The 19,466-nt window shown below is 49.9% G+C and carries 17 protein-coding genes; 9 read left to right on the top strand and 8 right to left on the bottom strand.

The genetic code is table 11. The features are described 5' to 3' along the window. Positions 1-69: 69 nt before the first annotated feature. From AB3114_RS02285 to AB3114_RS02275, 3 genes are read right to left on the bottom strand one after another with little or no spacing between them, the layout of a single operon-like run. Positions 70-744 carry an ABC transporter ATP-binding protein gene (locus AB3114_RS02285; protein ID WP_367341645.1) on the bottom strand — a complete coding sequence of 225 codons (675 nt, stop codon included), beginning with the start codon at positions 742-744 and terminating at the stop codon, positions 70-72. Positions 745-757: 13 nt separating this feature from the next. Continuing rightward, on the bottom strand, positions 758-1,798 hold the full coding sequence (locus AB3114_RS02280) for an ABC transporter permease (RefSeq protein ID WP_367341644.1): 1,041 nt from the start codon (positions 1,796-1,798) through the stop codon (positions 758-760). 2 nt (positions 1,799-1,800) lie between these two features. Beyond that, positions 1,801-2,367, bottom strand: a complete 567-nt coding sequence (locus tag AB3114_RS02275) for a TetR/AcrR family transcriptional regulator (RefSeq protein ID WP_367341643.1) — start codon at positions 2,365-2,367, stop codon at positions 1,801-1,803. A gap of 165 nt (positions 2,368-2,532) precedes the next feature. Here AB3114_RS02275 and AB3114_RS02270 point away from each other — a divergent pair, with 165 nt between their 5' ends. Next, a complete protein-coding gene (locus AB3114_RS02270) occupies positions 2,533-2,781 on the top strand; it encodes a hypothetical protein (RefSeq protein WP_367341642.1) in 249 nt (82 codons plus the stop codon). Then, a complete protein-coding gene (locus AB3114_RS02265) occupies positions 2,775-3,122 on the top strand; it encodes a type II toxin-antitoxin system PemK/MazF family toxin (protein ID WP_367341641.1) in 348 nt (115 codons plus the stop codon). Before AB3114_RS02270 ends, AB3114_RS02265 begins: the two co-directional genes overlap by 7 nt. Before the next feature lie 117 nt (positions 3,123-3,239). Here the strand turns inward: AB3114_RS02265 and AB3114_RS02260 are convergent, their stop codons facing one another. Beyond that, a complete protein-coding gene (locus tag AB3114_RS02260) occupies positions 3,240-4,076 on the bottom strand; it encodes a DNA/RNA non-specific endonuclease (protein ID WP_367341640.1) in 837 nt (278 codons plus the stop codon). A gap of 216 nt (positions 4,077-4,292) precedes the next feature. On the opposite strand from AB3114_RS02260, the gene AB3114_RS02255 reads away from it, so the two are divergent. Together AB3114_RS02255 and AB3114_RS02250 are read left to right on the top strand one after the other, a co-directional pair. Further along, a complete protein-coding gene (locus AB3114_RS02255; protein WP_367341639.1) occupies positions 4,293-5,441 on the top strand; it encodes a pyridoxal phosphate-dependent aminotransferase in 1,149 nt (382 codons plus the stop codon). A 13-nt stretch (positions 5,442-5,454) separates the two neighbouring features. Further along, entirely contained in the window at positions 5,455-6,441 is a 987-nt protein-coding gene (locus AB3114_RS02250) for a D-2-hydroxyacid dehydrogenase (RefSeq protein WP_367341638.1), read from the top strand. 57 nt (positions 6,442-6,498) lie between these two features. On the opposite strand, the gene AB3114_RS02245 is transcribed toward AB3114_RS02250, so the two are convergent. From AB3114_RS02245 to AB3114_RS02235, 3 genes are all read right to left on the bottom strand, one after another. Continuing rightward, positions 6,499-7,893, bottom strand: a complete 1,395-nt coding sequence (locus AB3114_RS02245) for an amino acid permease (protein ID WP_367341637.1) — start codon at positions 7,891-7,893, stop codon at positions 6,499-6,501. Positions 7,894-8,025: 132 nt separating this feature from the next. Beyond that, entirely contained in the window at positions 8,026-10,446 is a 2,421-nt protein-coding gene (locus AB3114_RS02240) for an LPXTG cell wall anchor domain-containing protein (protein ID WP_367341636.1), read from the bottom strand. A 97-nt stretch (positions 10,447-10,543) separates the two neighbouring features. Continuing rightward, a complete protein-coding gene (locus tag AB3114_RS02235; RefSeq protein ID WP_367341635.1) occupies positions 10,544-12,316 on the bottom strand; it encodes a 1-deoxy-D-xylulose-5-phosphate synthase in 1,773 nt (590 codons plus the stop codon). 173 nt (positions 12,317-12,489) lie between these two features. Here AB3114_RS02235 and AB3114_RS02230 point away from each other — a divergent pair, with 173 nt between their 5' ends. The 5 genes from AB3114_RS02230 (at position 12,490) to AB3114_RS02210 (ending at position 17,249) form a co-directional block, all read left to right on the top strand. Further along, positions 12,490-13,743, top strand: a complete 1,254-nt coding sequence (locus tag AB3114_RS02230) for a DUF2075 domain-containing protein (protein WP_367341634.1) — start codon at positions 12,490-12,492, stop codon at positions 13,741-13,743. Positions 13,744-13,788: 45 nt separating this feature from the next. Then, positions 13,789-14,472 carry a TVP38/TMEM64 family protein gene (locus AB3114_RS02225; RefSeq protein ID WP_367341633.1) on the top strand — a complete coding sequence of 228 codons (684 nt, stop codon included), beginning with the start codon at positions 13,789-13,791 and terminating at the stop codon, positions 14,470-14,472. A gap of 22 nt (positions 14,473-14,494) precedes the next feature. Next, positions 14,495-14,887: a VOC family protein gene (locus AB3114_RS02220; RefSeq protein ID WP_367341632.1), complete on the top strand. Its 393-nt coding sequence runs from the start codon at positions 14,495-14,497 to the stop codon at positions 14,885-14,887. A 16-nt stretch (positions 14,888-14,903) separates the two neighbouring features. Then, entirely contained in the window at positions 14,904-15,443 is a 540-nt protein-coding gene (locus tag AB3114_RS02215) for a GNAT family N-acetyltransferase (protein ID WP_367341631.1), read from the top strand. Positions 15,444-15,506: 63 nt separating this feature from the next. Continuing rightward, positions 15,507-17,249 carry an ABC1 kinase family protein gene (locus AB3114_RS02210; RefSeq protein ID WP_367341630.1) on the top strand — a complete coding sequence of 581 codons (1,743 nt, stop codon included), beginning with the start codon at positions 15,507-15,509 and terminating at the stop codon, positions 17,247-17,249. Between the two features lie 78 nt (positions 17,250-17,327). On the opposite strand, the gene AB3114_RS02205 is transcribed toward AB3114_RS02210, so the two are convergent. Continuing rightward, positions 17,328-19,334, bottom strand: coding sequence for a KUP/HAK/KT family potassium transporter (locus tag AB3114_RS02205; protein ID WP_367341629.1), 2,007 nt, complete (start codon positions 19,332-19,334; stop codon positions 17,328-17,330). Between the last annotated feature and the right edge of the window lie 132 nt (positions 19,335-19,466).

Below are 19,466 nucleotides of genomic sequence, written 5' to 3'. Positions count from 1 at the left end.
ACAAGACGAGCATTATTTTTGCTTATCATTCAATAACCATTTTGTAAATATTGGCTTTGGTAAAAGGCTTTATTTTTCTTGACTCATCCGGCCGTCCACAATTTGATAAATATGATCAGCGTAATTCCGCAGACGTTCATCATGGGTGACCACGACTACTGCTTCATGCCGTCGGTGTGCCAAATCCGCAAAGAGCTGTCCTACGACGCGCACCCGTGAAGAATCGAGGGCGGCCGTCGGTTCATCCGCTAACACGATGGCCGGTTGCTGGTACAGTGCCCGGGCGATTGCCACCCGTTGATTTTGCCCACCAGAAAGCTGGTTGGGATACTGATCAATCAGATCGGCAATGCCCAGTTCCTGAAGCAACTGATCTAGCTCCTTGGGGTTCAGCGTTTGGTCGGAGACCTGGCGCACCAGCTTAAACTGGTCGCGCACCGTCAAATACGGCAGCATCTCGTAGTTTTGCAGGATAAAGCCAATCTTATTCAAGCGCAGCTGGTCCCGTTGCCGGCTAAAATAATGGGCGATATCTTCCCCATCCACCAGCACCTGCCCACTCGTGGGACTCTGCAGGCCACCGGCGATCGTGAGGAAGGTGCTCTTTCCCGAGCCGGATGGGCCGAGAACAAGACTCATTTCACCTGAGCGAGCCTGGAAATTGATGTCGGTCAGCGCCTTGACCGTGTTAACGCCCTTGCCAAAAACTTTATTGACGTTTTTTAATTCTACTCTGACAGTCATTCTTTCACCTTCCCTACTTCAATGCGTCCAGCGGATCGATCCGCATGATCATTGCGGTCGGCAGACAGGAACTCAGCAAGCCGATTCCCAGAATTGCGAGAACCATCCAACTCAGCTGGTGCGGATCCATCAGGACAGGTACACCTGCTGGCAAAGCTTTGATGGTGATCCCAGTCAAAACGACGGCAATAACCACTCCGCTGATGATCAGGATCAGGGACTGGGCAATCGTCGCCCCAACCAGCTTTTCAGACGGAATCCCCTGCGCCCGCAGCAAGGCATACTGCTTGGTCTTTTGCATCGTCAGAATGTATAAAAATACAGCGATGACGACCAAAGAAATGACAAGCAGGAAGCCGATCATCATCTCAAAAGTGGTGTTCTGCGCGGTATAGCCCGGCAACTTGTTGATGAACTGTTTGATGCCGTACCGGCGCATCCCCGCATAGTGGTGGTGGCTGGCTTTATCAGAGATCAGGGCACTGCCGACGAAAGGTCCACCGTGGAGTTTTTGCCACTGACTGAGGGTCGTGTAGGCGATGGGCGCGATGTTCAGCTTGGCATCGCGAGCAAAGCCGACGACTTTCAGCTGTTTGTTCCCGTTAAAGCTGACCTTGGTCCCGAGATGGTAACCCTGCTGGCGCAGTGATTCGTCGAGAACCAGCTGGCAGTCGTTACGCAGCCAGTGGCCACTGACCAATTGGATCTTCTTTTGCGCGATGAAGTCGTGATTTTTCAGGCCGACCAGTTGGACGTCCTGCTTATGGGCAGCCCCCTGGGTTCGCTTCAGTTGTCCCGGCACATCCCCGATCAATGCCATATGTTTAGGTACCTGGTTTGCCATCAAGGTCGACTGGCTGAGGCGGTCATTGGCGTTCTTATTTAGCCAGACCGTTCGCGTGTCCCAGGATTTGAGGGCAGCAGTGTTTTCGTTGCTCAGGCCGTTCATCAGCCCCAGTAAAATGAAGAGCAGGTAGGTAATCATCACGATCATGGTGATGATCAGGCCGTAGCGCAGCTTTTCTTTTTTGATTTCTCTTAATGCCAAAAACATGATTACGATTCTCCTTGAATGATCCTTAGCAGGTTGCCCAAGCGCTGAACGATGGCGTCTTGCTGTGATGGATTGACGAGGGCTTCATTGATCGACTGGTGGACGAGCGTTTGGATGGCCCAGATACGGTCGTCCTTTTGGCTGGCGACGACGGTGTGGTCAATCTCGTGCCCGTGAGCGTGCAGCAAGCCGACATTGATGCGGATGTGGAAGACCAACCACTGCCGCAATTGCTGCTCATCCACTGCCTGCAAGAGGTGCTGGACGGCGGCGAGGTAATCTTTTGTCGTTGGTTTTTGCTTGCCTGTCAGGTCTAAAGGCTGGTGCAGCTGGCGCATCGCCTGGCCGTATGCATAGAGGTAGGCGTCGTCGAGGTCCGCAAAGTAGACGTAGAACGATCCCCGCGCGATATGGGCATCTCGGACAATCCGCGCCACCTGTGCACTGGCTAGCGAGTGACTAGCAAATTCATTCATCAGCGCTTTCGTGATACGGTCGCGCTTCTCGGCTTTCAGTTGTTCGAATTTTTGACTTGGCATCTGTCGATGGCCTCCTTCGTGTGATGACACGGTGTCATTTTTAACAGTTATGATTATAGTGGCGGAATGACATGGTGTCAATATCCAGTAAAATAAAAATCATCGGGCCGGAAGGGGCGGGCTGACTGGGGTTTAGTAATTACTAAAGTAATGATTTATGCTATAATTATAAAAAAGTCCAAGAAGGTGATCTTAATGAATAAAGTAAAAGCTCGTATTCAAGGTAATGCACTAGTTGTTACTATTCCTAAAGCTTTAAATGTTAAGCCTGGAACTGAATTTAAATTCAAAAAAGGAAAAAATGGCTTACTTACTTTGATCCCCATAAGCAAAGAACCGCAAACGCTAGAGGAATTGTTTAAGGATTGGCATGGCGATTACCAAATGCCCGATGATTTAAAGGACTGGGATAACACTAAACCGACAGGAGAAGAATTATGGTAAATAATGATATACTTACACGTGGAAGTATAATCTACATCAATTTTGACCCATCAGTGGATGCTGAAATTGAAAAACGTAGACCTGCCGTCGTTGTTAGCAATAATATTTTATCTAACACATCACCGTTTGCATGGGTTGCTCCAATCTCTCACGGAAACTTTAACGGTAAAGATTATCCTTTACATGTAAAGTTAGATAGTCGAACCATCATCAACGGAACAGTGTATGTTGAACAACTAAAGTCCTTTGATTTTAAAAAACGAAAATGGCAATTTGTTGAAAAAATGCCAAGTGATCTATTTCGAGATGTGCTAACCAAAGTACAATTGGTTGTAAAATAAACTGACAATGCCAATAACATAGTAATTTACAAATTAAATATGAATCCTATACAAGAAAAGAGCGGTTTTTGAAGTGCCATAAAATTATCAGACACTTCAAAAACCGCTCTTTTTCTATTATCTTTGCGTCACCGCGCCTGTCGCATAGTTAATGCTGATGTTGCGTTGGACATTAGGCACGAAGACGTTATATTGCAAATTGCCGTCCGCCGACTTGGCTTCGATATGCGCCCCGGCCGGCACGATGTCGTTGCCATTATAGACATCAGTAACCCGGTAGCGAACTTGCTCACCCCGGTCGAGGGCCTTCCTGACTAAGCCTTCATAATAATTTTGGCCAGTGGAATAAGGACTAGCGGCTTCGTTGGCCCAGGCCGTCTGCGTCGCGATGTTATTCGGGTTGGACTCGGAAGCATCGAAGCCTCGCAAGCCGCCGACCAAGGCATAGCCTAGCAGGTGCCCCCGGTCATAGGCGTGGGAATAGCCCCCGCTGAGGTTAGTGGCCTGCAAGAAACCAGCCGGCTTCCACGAGCTAGCACCATTACCCGTCACGGAACGATTCTGGTACTGGCGAGTAGTCTTGTTAAGCCACGCATCCCCCTGCCACGGTCGTCCCTGGGAATCCAGATGATCAACCGCCCACGGGGCAGCATTGGTATTGGCATTGAGCTTGGTTTGGTCATTATTCACCGTAAAGGCGCCGAAGCCGTTCCACTTGGCAGAACCGCCCAATTGCTTTTTTACACTGGGCGTCAGCACAGCCTGGGCCTGCTGCTTGGTCGGTGGCTGCCGAACCGACTGCTGCGACGTACGATTCCAATAGGTGCCCCGCGTCCAGGCCAAAGCGCTGTTCAGCTTCGACTGACCGCCGAGGTTTAAAAATGCAAATAAAACCAGCACCAGCGGAATCAGCCAATGCCGACTCCACCAGTGGCGGCGATGAAACTTTCTCATGATCTTTTCCTCCACGCGTTTATTATACCCCATTCGAACGTCTGTTCATATGGATGTTTTGACGTAAAGCGGAGAGATTCATACATATTTAATGCATAAATTTACAATAATTTGCATATTTGCCTAGACTTTTTCGCCATTTGCGTTTATACTACGAATAAATTAGATCAATCTCATTTTTTATGAACGGATTTCTCATCAAAGAAAGGTGAAAGTATGGATAAGTCAATTTTAAGTCAACCTTACCAAAAGCCAGCCAAAAACATCCTGGCTGATGTCTGCGCGATGGCCGCTTCGATGGACAACGTCATCGATCTGTCCGTCGGCGACCCGAATTTCAAGACTCCGCAGCCGATCATCGACTACGCCTATAAGAAGACGAGCGAGGGCATGACCCACTACACATCGGCAGAAGGACTGCCAGAATTGAAAGCAGCCCTCTGTGATTACTACAAGCAGTATGACCTGCACTTCGATCCTGATCAAGTCCTCGTAACGGTCGGCGCCCAGCACGGCTTGTTCATCGCCCTGGAAGCGATCCTGGATCCCGGCGATGAAGTGATCATCCCCCAGCCGAGCTATTCACCCTACATCAACCAAGTTAAGATCGCCGGTGGCAAGCCGGTGACGGTTGACAACAAGGCTGCCGACAACTTCGCCATCGACGCAGATGCGATTGCACAAAAGATTACGCCGAAGACCAAGGCAATTATCGTCAACACCCCGAACAACCCGACTGGGCACCTGATGAGTGAATCCGAAATGAAGGCGCTGGCGGATCTGGCCATTAAGAACGACCTCCTGATCTTTAGCGATGAAATCTACGCCGACTACATCATGCCGGGCAAGCATTTCACACCGCTGGCTAAGTATGCACCGGATAATGTCGTCACCAATGGCGGAATGTCCAAGTGCTTTGCCATGACCGGTTGGCGGATCGGCTACATCATCGGTCCCGACTGGCTGATCAACGCGGCCAACGAAGTCAACGACGCTGTTACCTACGTCGCACCGACGATGTCCCAGGAGGCTGCCATCTACGGTCTGCAGCACCACGATGAATTGTCGCAGCCAATCGTCGCTGCTTTCCAGAAACGGTTGACTTACCTGCAAGACAGCTTATCCAAGATTGACTGGATCAAGACCGTCCCCGTCGATGGCAGCATCTACATCTTCGTCGATATTCGCCAAAGCGGGCTCAACTCGGTCGACTTTGCCGATCAACTGCTGAAAAAAGCCGGCATCCTCGTCGTGCCCGGCTTAGCCTTTGGTCCAGCAGGTGAAGGCTTTATCAGAATTGCCGCCACCCAGCCGATGGATCAGCTCCAAGAAGCCGTCAAGAAGATCAGCACGCTGAAGTGGTAAGGAGGGGTTTTCATTGAAAATTTTAATGTACGCCACACTGGCACCAGAAAGAAAATACATTGAACAGTGGTCCAAGAAAAATAACGTGGAAGTCAAATGCGTGGACGAACGCCTCAACGCAAAGACCGTCGAATGGGCCAAAGGCTTTGACGGGATCGATTTTCAGCAAACCCATTCCCTAGAACCGATCGTTTACAAGAAGCTCCACGAATACGGCATCAAGCAGCTGACTGCCCGGATGGTCGGCTATGACATGATCGATTTCGACCTCGCCAAGAAGTACGATCTGATCGTCACCAACGTCCCGGCCTATTCACCGCGGGCAATCGCCGAAATGGGCTTGACCCAGGCCCTGCAGCTGGTGCGGAAGATGGGTTATTACTACCAGCGGATGGACAAGCTCGACTTCCGTTGGGCCGGGCTGGAAAGCACCGAAATCTACAACCTGACCGTCGGCATTATCGGCGCCGGTCATATCGGTGGTGCTACCGCCCAGCTCTATTCCCTGCTGGGCGCCCAAGTGCTGGCCACCGACCCGGTCAAGCATCCCGAATTAGAAGCTTACCTGACCTACACCGATCTCGACACGATCCTGAAGGAATCCGACATCGTCACCATCCACACCCCGCTCGATGACAGTACCGCCAACATCTTCAACGCAGAAACGTTCAAGAAGATGAAGTCCACGGCCTACCTAATCAACATGGCGCGTGGTGGCTTGGTCAAGACTGACGACCTAATCGCCGCCCTGCAAAAGCACGAAATCGCGGGTGCCGCCCTCGATACCTTAGCCGACGAAGGTCAATTCTTTGAAAAGCAAGCCAAGCCGGAAGACATCCCCGAAGACTACAAGACCTTACGGGCCATGCCGAACGTCCTGATTTCACCGCACAGCGCCTTCTATACTGACACGGCGATGAAGAACATGGTCGAGATGGGACTCGATGATGTTGTGGCGATCGTCAATGGCAAGCGTCCGCATTACCCGGTCATTCAGTAAGAATGATGGCATAGCAAAAGCCAGCTGCCCGAAAAAGTAGCTGGCTTTTTGTGTACCCTACTTTTCAGCAGGAGCATTGTGAACGTAGCGGAACCAGTAGCGAATCGACAGCAGAATCAGTACCACTGCCCCTACGCTGACGGAAATCCGCGTATCAGGATTGATGAACATAAATACTAAGATGACCAACAATGAAATGATGGCAAAGTAGTTAAACCACGGGTAAAGCGGCATCTTGAACGGGTGGTCGCTGAGCTCGGTGCTGTTGTCCCGCCGGAAGCGCAATTCTGACAGCAGGATCACGAACCATGGCACCATCCCGGGCAGCACACTTGAGGAGTAAACCACGACGAAGATGTTGTTGAATGATGGGCTGACCAACTTCAAGACTTCGTTCAGGACGAAACCGATCAGAATCCCGGCAGAGATTGACAGGATCGCAAAGTTCGGCACAATTCGCTTTGACAGGTGACCGAAGAAACGCGGAGCTTGGTGGTCGTAGGACAGCTTGTACAGCATCCGGCTGGCACTGTAAATTCCGGAGTTGCATCCCGACAGAGCCGCCGTCAAGACAACAAAGTTGATGATGCTGGCAGCACCGGTGATCCCCACTTTCGTAAAGGTTTCAACGAATGGCGAACCCACGGAATTTAGCTGGTTCCACGGGTAAATGGCGACGATCACGAAGATAGCACCGATGTAGAAGATCAAAATCCGCCAGATGATGGAACGAACAGCTTTGACGATCGCGTCTTGTGGGTGAGCCGCCTCACCAGCGGTGATTCCCAGCAACTCAATTCCCTGGTAAGAACCAACGATGATCGAAAGCGAGAACATGAAGCCTTTGAAGCCACCGGTGAAGAAGCCACCGTGACGCCACAGGTTGCTGATACCGACCGGCTGCCAGTGGTTGCCGAGGCCCAGGCAAATCACGAGCAAGCCCAAGATGATCATAAAGACGATCGTAACAACCTTAATCATCGCAAACCAGAATTCCAAACGTCCGTAAGCCTTGGCAGATGCCAGGTTAGCCAGCGTCAAGGTGACGATCGCGACCACCCCGGCAATCCAGTTCGGCATATGTGGCCACCAGAAATTCAGATACTGGGTAGCCGCAATGACTTCCGAAATGCCGACGACGATAAACTGAAACACGTTACTCCACTTGGTCAGGTAACCAGCCAACGGGCCAATGTAGTGACTCGCGTAGTCGGCAAAAGAACCCGTCCCGGGACGCAAATAGATCATTTCCCCCAGCGCGCGCATAACGGAGTAAAGAACGATCCCCACAAAGGCATAGGCCAACAAAACCGAAGGCCCCGTCCACTTAATCGTCGATTGCGAACCCATGAAAAGACCAACACCGATGGTCCCCCCTAGAGCAATCATTTCCATCTGCGCCGAGGTCAGCGTCCGGTTTAGCTCAACCCCATTTGAATGTTTCTCGCTCATGAATTTCATCCTCCCGTGAGCTGGTCAAGAAACCAACTTCGATTAACTTACGCAAAGATTAGAATACCATTAAAATATAGTGAATCGCAAGTCTAATCGGGAGGGTAATAAGCGAAATTTGTCTCATTGCGGTTATTTTGGCCGTTTTGTCAGACCCAGCAGGGAGGCCCCAGCCATCATCATGCCCAGCAGTGATACCCAAAGGGATCGATGATTATCCCCCGTCTGTGGCAAATTATCATTATGACAATCAGCTGAAGGCATCGTCATCTGATTGAGTTCATTAATCTTTTCTAAGTCACTGGCAGCTGGATCAGTCTTGAATGAAGTCGGCTGACTTGCTGGCATGCTGGTTAGCTCCGGTGCTGACTGAACGGGAACGTTCTCCTGAGCGGAAGGCACTGTCGTAACGGGGATTGGGGCTGGCTGATTATCTTGGGCGATCATATTCTCCGCAGCCGCGCTGCTAGAGTGGTCGCCTGCTGGCTTAATGACGGGCTGATCGCTACTAGCTGGTGTCTCAGTCTGAATTGCGTCGTCTTTTGTGGTAACTGCGCTGTCCGTTTGGCTTTCGTCTTCCTTCGTTGCTGGTGTCGCATCGGTCTGGGTCCCTGAATCAACCGAAACATTATCATCCGTCTGCGTCCCGCCATCGACAGCAGTGCTAGCATCAGTCTGGCTACCTTGATCACTAGTGTTCACTGAAGGAGTCTGAATAGTTGCATCTGTGGCTACGTCCTCATCAGTCTGACTCGCCGAGTCCGCCGTCCCGCTTCCTTGATCATCGGTCTGGCTACCGGTGTCAGTCTGGCCGGAGGAAGCGTCAGTCTGGACTTCGTCATCCTTTTTGATCACTTCATCGGTCTGGTTCCCACTGTCACTAGTGGCGGGGCTATCGGTCTGACTCGCACCATCACTGGTGGCCGGTCCGTCGGTCTGTACGCCATCATCAGTGGTCTCTGTTGTGGTCGTTTGGCTGGCACTGTCTTGATGGCCAGTGGTTTCAGTCTGGGCAGAACTGTCTTTGTGTTCCGCTCGCTCCGTTTGAGTTGAACTGTCCTGATGCTCAGCTGTCTCCGTCTGGGTTGTGCCGTCAGCCACGTCACTGTCCGTTTGCGATCCTGTATCTTCCGTTACCGTGCTATCAGTCCCGGTGTCTTCATCTTTCTTGTTCGTTACGTCAGTCGCGGTGCCCTCATCAATTTTGGCACTATGATCCGTTTGCGTGCCTTCATCGCTGGTATCAGTGCGATCGGTCTGCGTGCTACCGTCAGTCTGAGGAGTGGTCTGCGTGCTGGCATCGTCTTGGTGCCTCTGCTCCGTTTGGGTACCATTCTCAGTTTTTTCGGGATCGTCAGTCTGAGTCCCGGTATTGCTAGCTTTTTCTTCGGTTTGCACTGCCTGGTCCTTCTTAACGCTGTCCTCCGTTTGAGTCGTACCATCGGCCGTAGCCGCCTTGTCTGTCTGGGTGCCTGCATCACTCATGCTAGGTTCATCCGTCTGGCTCCCTTTATCTTGTGGTTGATCCGTTTGGGTAGAGCCATCTTGGACATCGTGCTGCTCCGTTTGGGTGGAATCAGCATGACTAGCAGCTTGGTTGGTCTGCGTTTGATCATCCTTGGAAGTTGGTTGATCAGTTTGGATGCCAGTATCAGCAGTTCCATCGTCAGTTTGGCTTCCGTCATCCTTGCCCGGCTTTGCTGAGTCAGTCTGGCTAGCCTCATCCCCATGACTCGGCGTGACCGGAGTTTGGGTCGTCGCATCGTCTTTGGTGCCAGTCGATGTATCCGAACCCGTTTGACTACCAGACTTATCAGTGGCTGTGGTATCACCCCCAGCAACCCCGTCACGGATGAAGTAAAGGTCGAATGGACCAAATTCACGAAAATCTCCCGAGACCCGAAAATCATCCGCAGTCTTCATAGCGCCCTTGGCCTGGATGTGCTGAATGGACTTCGGACTCAGCCGGTAGCCCTTAAATACCGGCAAAATCAGTTTCTCGCCATCAACCGCCTCTGGGCTGAGGATGTGTACATAGGTTAAATTCGTCTCACCCTTGAAATAGTTATTGACAATTTCAGTACCGTAATTGACGAAGATGTCACGCACGATCGTCGCTTGATCTTCGAAGTGGCAGTTTAAACTAAATTTAGCCGTCTTGCTGATCCGCATGTGGGTAATTCGCGGATAAACATAACAGTCCACTTTGTCCCCACTGGCCGGAGAATGAATGGCAATGATTGCTTCGCCCTTCTTCGGTGACAGGGTATAACGCCGCAGTTTTGCGCACCCTTCCTTCGTAATGGCAATTCCTTTGCCGGGGATTCCTGGTGCATCTTCTTCATAAACAACTTGATTATTTTCATCGATAAATCGGACGTGGTAAGGCCGACTTTGTGAACTAGCCAGGTTGATTCCGACGTTATTGCTTGCAGCATGAACTACCTGCGGTGCTGCCCAGCCCAGTGAGCATAAGCAGAGCGTCAGTGAAGCGGTCGAAACCATGCGGCGTCGCCAATTCAATTTGGATTTTGCATAAACATACTTATTCATAAAAAAACTCCTTATTCGTTCTTCATAAATAAGTACGTGATCTTCACCAAAAATTACCGCAAAAAAAATCCCCGTCATTTGACGGAGATCAATAATTTTACATCGTGGAATAGATGACACGCTCAATATCATCGACAATTTGTTCAGGCGTCAGGTGATACCACTTGTACAGCACATCCAATGGCACGTTGTCGGCAAATTCCCGTGGTGCCCCAAAGGAAAGAACCTTCATATCGGAAGCCCCGTAGTAACGCGATAGTGTTTCACCAAAGCCACCATCAACGCTGCCGTCTTCCAAGGTCACAACCAGGTCATGATCCTCATGCAGGTAGTGTAGATCTTGTTGGTCGATCCCGGTAACTGAAACGGGGTCGATCAGGGAAGCATCGATATTCAGCTTCTTCTTCAGTTCTTTCTGGACCTCTTCACCTAGCTTCCAGAAATCACCAACAGCCATGATAGCAACCTGGCTACCCTTGTGGGCAACGTCGTAGTCGATATGGTTGTAGTTATCGTGCTTAGCCTTGCCATGCAAAACCGGCTTTTCTGGTTGACGGATGATCACCGGCACATCGCGCTGCTTGATACCCCAGCGCAGCATGGATATCATTTCTTCCATCGTGGTCGGTGCAAAGTATTCGAGGTTTGGCAAGTTGCTGATGAATGAAATATCAAATGAACCCTGGTGCGTAGCAGAACCACCGCTAATGGTGCCGCCACGGACAATCATCACGATCGGGGCATCGTTCAGGGCCACATCATGGATCAGCTGGTCGAAAGCCCGTTGCAAGAACGTGCTGTTCATAAAGACGACCGGCCGACTGCCACCTTGGGCTACCGCTGCCGCACTAGAAACACATTCTTGTTCGGCAATCCCGGAGTCCCAGTAATTATCTGGATACTTTTTAGCTAGCCGTTCCAAATCAAATAGACCTGGCGTTGCGGCGTTCATAGCCATTACCGGCACACCGGCTTCGATCTGCCGTTCCAGTTCGTCGATCACGGCTCCACTATAAGTTTCTTTTGGCGCAGCCTGTAAGGCCTTGCCAGTCTTAGGGTCGAATGGTGGACGCCAGTGGAATTCCCGCTTGTGTTCTTCGGCTAATTTGTAACCCTTGCCTTTAGTGGTGTGAATATGGAGAACAATTGGGTGGTCGATGTCCTTCACATCTTTGAAGACGTCGATCATCGTCTTTAAATCGTTGCCGTCCTCAACGTAACGGTAATCCAGCCCCATAAACTTAAAGATGTTATTAGCTGATTTTCCGTGAGTATCGCGCAATTCCTTCAAGCCAGAGTAAAAACCACCCTGGTTTTTATCAATAGAAATCTCGTTATCATTGACTACGATAATCAGGTTGGAATGTAACTTTGAGGCGTTATTAAGCCCTTCAAAGGCCAAGCCGCCTGAAAGTGATCCATCCCCGATGACCGCAACGACGTTTTCGTGCTTGCCCTGCTGGTCTCTGGCAATCGCCAAACCATCAGCCAACGCAATGGACGTCGAAGTAAGACCGATTTCAAAGAAATCGTGGTCGCTTTCTTCTGGCGATGAGTAACCGCTGACGTCTTTATAGTGCTCGGGATCGAGGAAGGCTTCCTTGCGACCCGTCAGCATTTTATGCGCATAACTCTGGTGTGAAACATCCCAAACTATCTTGTCGTGCGGTGAATCAAAAACGTAGTGGTAAGCCAACGTCAGTTCAACAACTCCTAAGTTTGGACCAACGTGACCACCAATTTTTTCATCACGTTCCAAAATGAGCTGCCGAATCTCACTAGCCAGCTGTTTCAACTGGTCCAATGACATCGGCTTCAAATCCTCGGGTTCATTCACCTTATTTAATAGGTAATCTGGATGCAAATTCATCAAGTCCACCCCTTCAGAATGATCATCTGTTTATTTGTTCGTTCTTTCCGTACTTTCCTATTTTACATCAAAAGAGCACGCCTGAGAAGTCGCTAACTTTCCGATAGTATTCACAAGCGCATTGCAATCACTTTCGTTAGGCTTATACTCATTGCAAAGGAGCGTTTTATCATATGGAATCTTCAGTCAGTAATGCAGCAATCGACAAATTATCACCGACACTACCACTAACGGCCGAGCAGGAGCGCTTAGTCCAACAAATTCTGCAATTTTGCAAGGACCACCTCAAAGATAACAACCCGGCAGTATTTACGATTTATGGCGACGCCGGCACAGGGAAAAGCGTGGTTCTCTCCCACCTTTTCGCGAGTTTGCAGTTAGCGGCACGCACCCAGCCCGACAGCCCTTTTTATAAGAGCAATAACTACTTTACCGTCAACCACCCGGAAATTTTAAAAGTCTACCGGGAACTGGCGGGTAAACAGCAGCACCAGTACAAAAAGGACTACCAACGGCCGACTTCCTTGATCAACCGCCTAGATAAGGAAGGAAAAGATGTCGACGTCGTGATCGTCGACGAAGCGCACCTCCTCTTATCTAAGCCAGATCATTACAACAACTTTTATCACCAAAACCAGCTGGTCGAGCTCCTGCATCACGCGAAAGTGGTCGTGCTCGTTTTCGATCAATTTCAAGTTCTGCGAATGAAGAGCCTGTGGACACCCAAGCGTTTGCAAAAGATCACTAACCGTTACCCCCACGCCGAATACCACCTGCACCATCAATTCCGGATGACAGCCAGCGACGAACTGCTCGATTGGTTTAATCAGCTGACTGAATCACGGATCATCAAACAGCTGCCAATAAGTGCCCGCGATCACTATGATTTTCGAATTTATGATGACGCTGAAGCCATGCACCAGGCGATTGTGCGTCGCAACCAGGAAGTCGGTTTAAGCCGTATCCTGTCAACTTCGGGCTATCCTTCCACGTTGGATGGTGGTAAGCACTACATCGATGAAGGCCACTTCCACCTTCCCTGGGACCAATACAATTTCACCAGTACACCCTGGGCCGAAATTCCCAAAACCATTAACGAAGTAGGATCCATTTACACCTGCCAGGGCTTTGACCTCAACTATGCTGGAATCATCATGGGTCCAATTATCTTTCAAATCCCTGGTACCAAGCAGATCGATATCGACTTTGGCAAATACACCGATACTGAATCCCTCAAACGCCGTGATGATCTCACCGACCCTAAAGAGATTAAAGAACTCAAATATAAGATGATTCTGAACGCCCTAAACGTCATCTTAAAACGTGGCGTGCGCGGCACTTATATCTACGCTCATGATCCCCTGCTCAGAAAAACACTCTATCAAATGTTTATTAAGCGTGGTTGGGGCGACGTGCTGGCAAAATAAATATGCTATTATTATATTGGTATATTGTGCAAACGAGGGATTTCAATGCAAAAACAAAAACAACTGAGCAAATGGCCAATTATCATCGCTGCGGTCATCATTTCTTTGTTGGTGATCTATTTCATCTACCGTGACTTTCGGCCAGAATTAGTCATGCTCTTCAACCTCAACCACCATAACCGGGCCGTCCTCGCGCACATGATGCGGAGCCACGGCCTACGTGATATGGCCTTACTAACCATTTTGGTTGCTATCTTTAACGCCATCCCTGGGATGTCTAATTCCATTTTTTGTGTCTTCGCGGGACTTTGTTTTGGGCCGTGGATTGGCCTAGCCATCAACTGGATCGGTGACGTTTTGGGGAACTGCTGCGTTTATGGTCTATTGAAACAAGTGAAATTGTCGCAAAAGTTCAAACATAATAAGACCCTGGAAGCCCTGCTTAACCATCCCCACCAACGATTAAGGCTGACTCTGGGCTTCATGATTCCGGTCATTCCAAGCGTGATCGTCAATTACGCTTGTTCGCGTCATCGCTATTCTGCCGAAGAGTACTTGCCGATGGTGGGTGTGGGAATGCTGCCAACAGCCTTTATCTATGCCTTTGGTGGTGATGCCCTCTTCAAAGGCAACATCAAGCGAATCATCATCGCCGTCGTTTTGATTATCATTATTATTGCCGGTGCCAAAGTCATCAACAAACGCCGGGCAATTAAAAAACAAGCTTAGTCTTTCAAAGGAGTTCTGAAAAATGAAAATGCGCCGCTTAGATCACATCGTTTTGTACGTTAAGGACATGGAAGCTTCACGGCGGTTTTACCACGAAGTTTTCGATATGCCGATTTTAGATGACCAGAGTACCGAAGATTACGTAACTTTACGTTGCGGACACCAACTGATCCGCTTGCGTAAAGCGGGATCAGACAAGGGACTGGTCGTTGAAAAGCCGGAAGCCGGAACCGCTGACTTTTGCATGGTTGCCCGCGACAAGATGGACGACATTATCCGCCACTTCAAGAGCTATGAGGTACCGGTGGTCAAAGGCCCCGTCACCAAACACGGCTCTGAGGGCGAGATGCAATCGATCTACGTTAACGACCCCGACCAAAACTTAGTCGAAGTTGCTGTTTACCAAAATAAATAAGAAGGAGTGAGTGACGATGGCACAAAATGCCCAAGAAGCAATCTACATCAAATTGGCCCACAAGGACGATTTGCCGACAATCATGCAGTTTATTGAGGAAGGCCGCAAGCAATTAAGCAATAAGGGTATCCCCCAATGGAATAACGGTTATCCCAGCAACTTGACGATGCAGCAAGATATCGAAGCCGATAACTGCTACATGTTGATGGTTGGCGATCAGCCCGCTGGTTGCGCCACCTTGATGCTGCAGGGCGACACCTACTACACCCACATCGTTACGGGTAAATGGAAACAACCGGGCCACCCCTTTGCCACGATTCACCGAGTCGCCGTTTCGGATAAATTCCGGGGGATGCGGCTTTCCAGCTACCTCTTCTCGGCAATCATCAGCATTGCCTACGAAAAAGGAGCCCGCAACTTCCGGGTTTCGACGCACGCCACCAACAAGGCAATGCAAGCTTTGCTGGCCAAGTTCGGTTTCACTGAACAGGGAACGGTCTACACTGGTCCAAACCCCGACGACCTGCGCAACGCCTTTGAATTAAACTTAAAGTAGCTAATCGTGAGGCTGAGGATACCGTTTGGATTTCTCAGCCTTTTTTACTGAGGGGATCACAACATGGCTAATACCGAAATGAGCAGATCAGCACGACTGAACGAAATCATCAAGGTCGTGCGCAAATACAAAATGATTAGTAACTTCTACCATCAGACCAACCCGCAGGACTTCCGGCACGGTCTCGAAGAGCTCGGGCCCACTTTTATCAAGGCCGGACAGATGATGTCGACACGCCCCGATTTAGTCAGTCCCGCCTATATTAAGGAACTGCAACGGCTCCAGGATCACGTTCCCGCCGATAGTTTTGCCGTTATTAAAAAATCCGTTGAGCATTCTTTAGGTCAGCCCATGAACCAGGTCTTTAAGTCCTTTGACGAGAAGCCCTTTGCCAGTGCCTCAATTGGGCAGACTTACCATGCTCAATTAATGGACGGGACAGCCGTGGTCGTTAAGGTCCAGCACCCCCACGTCCAAGAACTGGTTAAAACGGACCTGGCGCTCTTTGACCAGGCTATCAAAATTGTGAATGTGGTGCCATTTGGCAAAATGGTGATCGATCCCCAGCGGGTGTACCAAGAACTGAGCAATTCCCTGCTCAACGAAATCGACACCAACCGGGAAATCAAAAACGGTGTCGAGTTTTATCGGCTCAACAATGATGATGACATCATCAAGGTGCCTCGGGTTTACGAAAAAGAATCCGCCCAGGGCTTGCTGGTCAATCAGGCGATGAATGGTACCAGTATTAAGCATTTGATCCACCAGCCACTGAGTGACGATCAGGATAAGAAGAAACAACAACTAGCGGAGCGGCACTACATCGCGCGCATTCTGGTCCGCAATTTCATCAAACAGGTTTTCGTGGACCACTATTTTCACGCCGATCCCCATCCGGGCAACCTCCTATTCTACCGCTTAACACCGGGTGATCCCGATTACGACCGCCAAGCCAGCGATCACCAGTGGTCGGGACAAGTCAAAAGCCTCCAGCTATCGGCTCAACAGAGTCACCGCTTACCACCTTATCGTCTGGTTTACCTGGACTTCGGGATGATGGGCAGATTAACCTCGAACCTCGCTGATGGCATTGCTGACATCGTCCTGGCCCTCAATTCTAAGGACAGTCACTTCATCGGGCAAGCCATTTTGGCCGTCTGCAACCGAACCGGCCAGGTGGACAAAAACCAGTTTTATGAGGACCTCGACTCCTTTATGCGTCCCTACTTCAGTGCCGGCCTAGGTGAAATTGATTTCAGCAACTTCACCTTCCAGATCATCAACCTTTGCGAAAAGAATCATCTGCAGATGAAATCCGAGGTCACCCTGCTGATCAAGGCCTTCGGGTTGCTAGAAGCGACCGTCGCTGCCCTCGATCCCAGCATTTCTATGATGAACGTGGCCCGGCCTTTTGCCCGCCAGATAATCCGCCGGCGATTCAATTGGCGTAATACCATCGATGAAGAGCTGGTCACCCTCTACCGCGGGCTCAAGGCCAGCAGCACTCTGCCGATCAAGGTCAACGAGCTGATTGATAGCATCAGTACCGGCCAAGCGCGCATCAAGTTTCAATACCAGCATGAATCAAAAGTTCTGCGGGCCGTTGAACGGATCGTCAACCGCCTGATGATCGTCATCATCCTGGCAGCCGTCATCCTCGGTTCCTCGATCCTGGTGGAAGGCAGTGCCAACCACCCGAACATCAACCGTCTCGGAGTGGTCGGCTACTCCGTCGCCATCATCGTGATCATCATCCTAGTCATCAACGAAATCATCAGTCGCTGGCGACGCAGTCATCGCCACTAAATAGTGAGAAAAAGCCCGGGCATTCGGCATCACCGAAGGCTCGGGACTTATTTTTTGGCAAATCTCACTCTTTAGAACTTATTTGGAATTAATCACATCATCCTGATCAAGCTTCTTTGCACGCCGTCGTTTCAAGAATAACGGCACACTCTCCACTACCGTATCCGAGAATTCCAAACCATAGAACTGAACCGGCGAAACGGTGTGGTTCTGTAGCCAAATCCGCGTCTGGATGAGGAAGCGACGCCAACCGCCGATATCCGTGTCAGGAGCTAGCAGTTCACGGATAAAGACGAACTTGAAGTCGCCCACTTTCCGTCCTGGGGTGGTCGTGTAGTACTGCGGTTGCTCATCGATGACCCCCTGCTTCATTAAATCAGTGACCACTTGCCGCAGGTACATATTGACACTGTTGTTCATCTTAAAGCCGAGGTAAAGCTGAAGATCGACGATGTTGCGCGTCCCCATCATGTCGACGGTGTAGTAACTGGTGTATGGTTCGTCCGTCGTATTGACCGTCACAAACCAGTAAACCTTAGCCCGCTTGGTATTTTTATCCAAAATCGAATACAGTGATTCCCGCTTGATCATGTGGTTTTGGTCATTGATCCGCGCCATCATGACTAAGTTGGAAACGTAAAGCGGCACTGATTCGTCGTGGGCCAGCTTGGTTAGCATTGGCTTAAAATCATTTAGGCAAACGTGCTCGCTTTCGTCTGTTAAGTCGTCACGCAGGCGATTGCCGTAGAACCAGCCAACCATTGCCAAAAGTATGATCCCGGTCAAGAGCAAGGTAACGAAGCCGCCGTGGACGAACTTTGTCAAACTCGAAATGAGGAAGATCATTTCAATCAGGAAGTAGATGGTGATATAGATATTAGCCAACAGTTTATTAGCTTTGACGCTGATGTACTGGTGAAGCAAGAGACTCGTCATCAGCATGGTAAGCGTAATGGCCAAGCCATAAGCTGCTTCCATGTGAGCTGATGTTCGAAAGCCAAACAAGATCGACGAGGTCACCAGACACAGCAACCAGTTGATCGGGGCGATGTAGATTTGTCCACGGCTGAGCGTCGGGTGTTGAACTTTCAAACGCGGTAGCAGCTTCAGGCCCACTGCTTCTTCAACCAAGGTGAAGGAACCGGTGATCAAGGCTTGAGACGCAATGATGGCCGCCAGGGTAGCAATGACAATCCCAAATAAGTAGACCTGCTGCGGCAGCATCTGGTAGAAGGGATTGTAACCCGTGCCCTGTGCACCTAAACGACCGAGGTGGCTGATCAAGTAAGCCCCCTGCCCAAAGTAATTGAGGGTCAGGGCAGTCAACACGATGGGCCAAGTAAGGTAAATCGCGTCGCGCCCAACGTGACCCATGTCGGAGTACAAAGCCTCAGCCCCCGTCGTCGCTAGGAAGACACTGCCGAGAATAAAGATGCCGACCTTATTTTCCGGAGAAAAGAGGATTTGCAGGCCATAAAGCGGATTGAGGGCTTTAAAAACGGGCCAGAAATTGCGGATATTAAAGACCCCAAAGAACGCTAAAAAGCCAAACCAGAAGACCATGATCGGTCCAAAAGCGTGGCCGATAAAACTGGTCCCGAAGCGTTGAATACAAAACAGCAGCAGTAAGATCAAAAAGGTAATCAGAATCACTTGGTCTTGACTATTCACAAGGACTCCATGACTAGCAAATCGGACGCCCTTGAGCCCTTCAATCGCTGTCGTCACCGTCACGGCCGGGGTTAGCGTTCCGTCGGCTAATAATGCCGCCCCACCGATCAAGGCCGGGATGATCAGCCATTTGGCATAACGTCTGACTAAGGCGTACAGAGCAAAAATGCCACCTTCACCTTTGTTATCGGCCCGCAGAGCGATTAAGACGTATTTAATCGTCGTCATCAGCATTAAGGTCCAAAAAACAAGGGAGAGACAACCGATGACATAAGTTTTGGTCAAATGTTGTGTTCCCCCGACATCATTAATCAGAGCATTCATCACATAAAGAGGTGACGTTCCAATATCCCCATAAACTACGCCAAGGGCAATCAACGCGTTGGCGAGTAAGTGTTGATGTTGATTCTGCATTTGCTCACTCCCAAATTTGAAGTACGTTCATTTTAGTGCTTTCTTTGTCCCCCGTCCAGTAATAGGCGAAGATTATGTGCAATTACTGCTTGCTTATTGGTAAGTTTGCTATAATATGGTTAGCAATAATAT

It is taken from the genome of Limosilactobacillus sp., from assembly GCF_040772465.1.
Taxonomy (GTDB): Bacteria; Bacillota; Bacilli; order Lactobacillales; family Lactobacillaceae; genus Limosilactobacillus.
The sequence above is the reverse complement of the archived record's forward strand: the minus strand, read 5'-3'. Positions and strand labels throughout refer to the sequence as shown.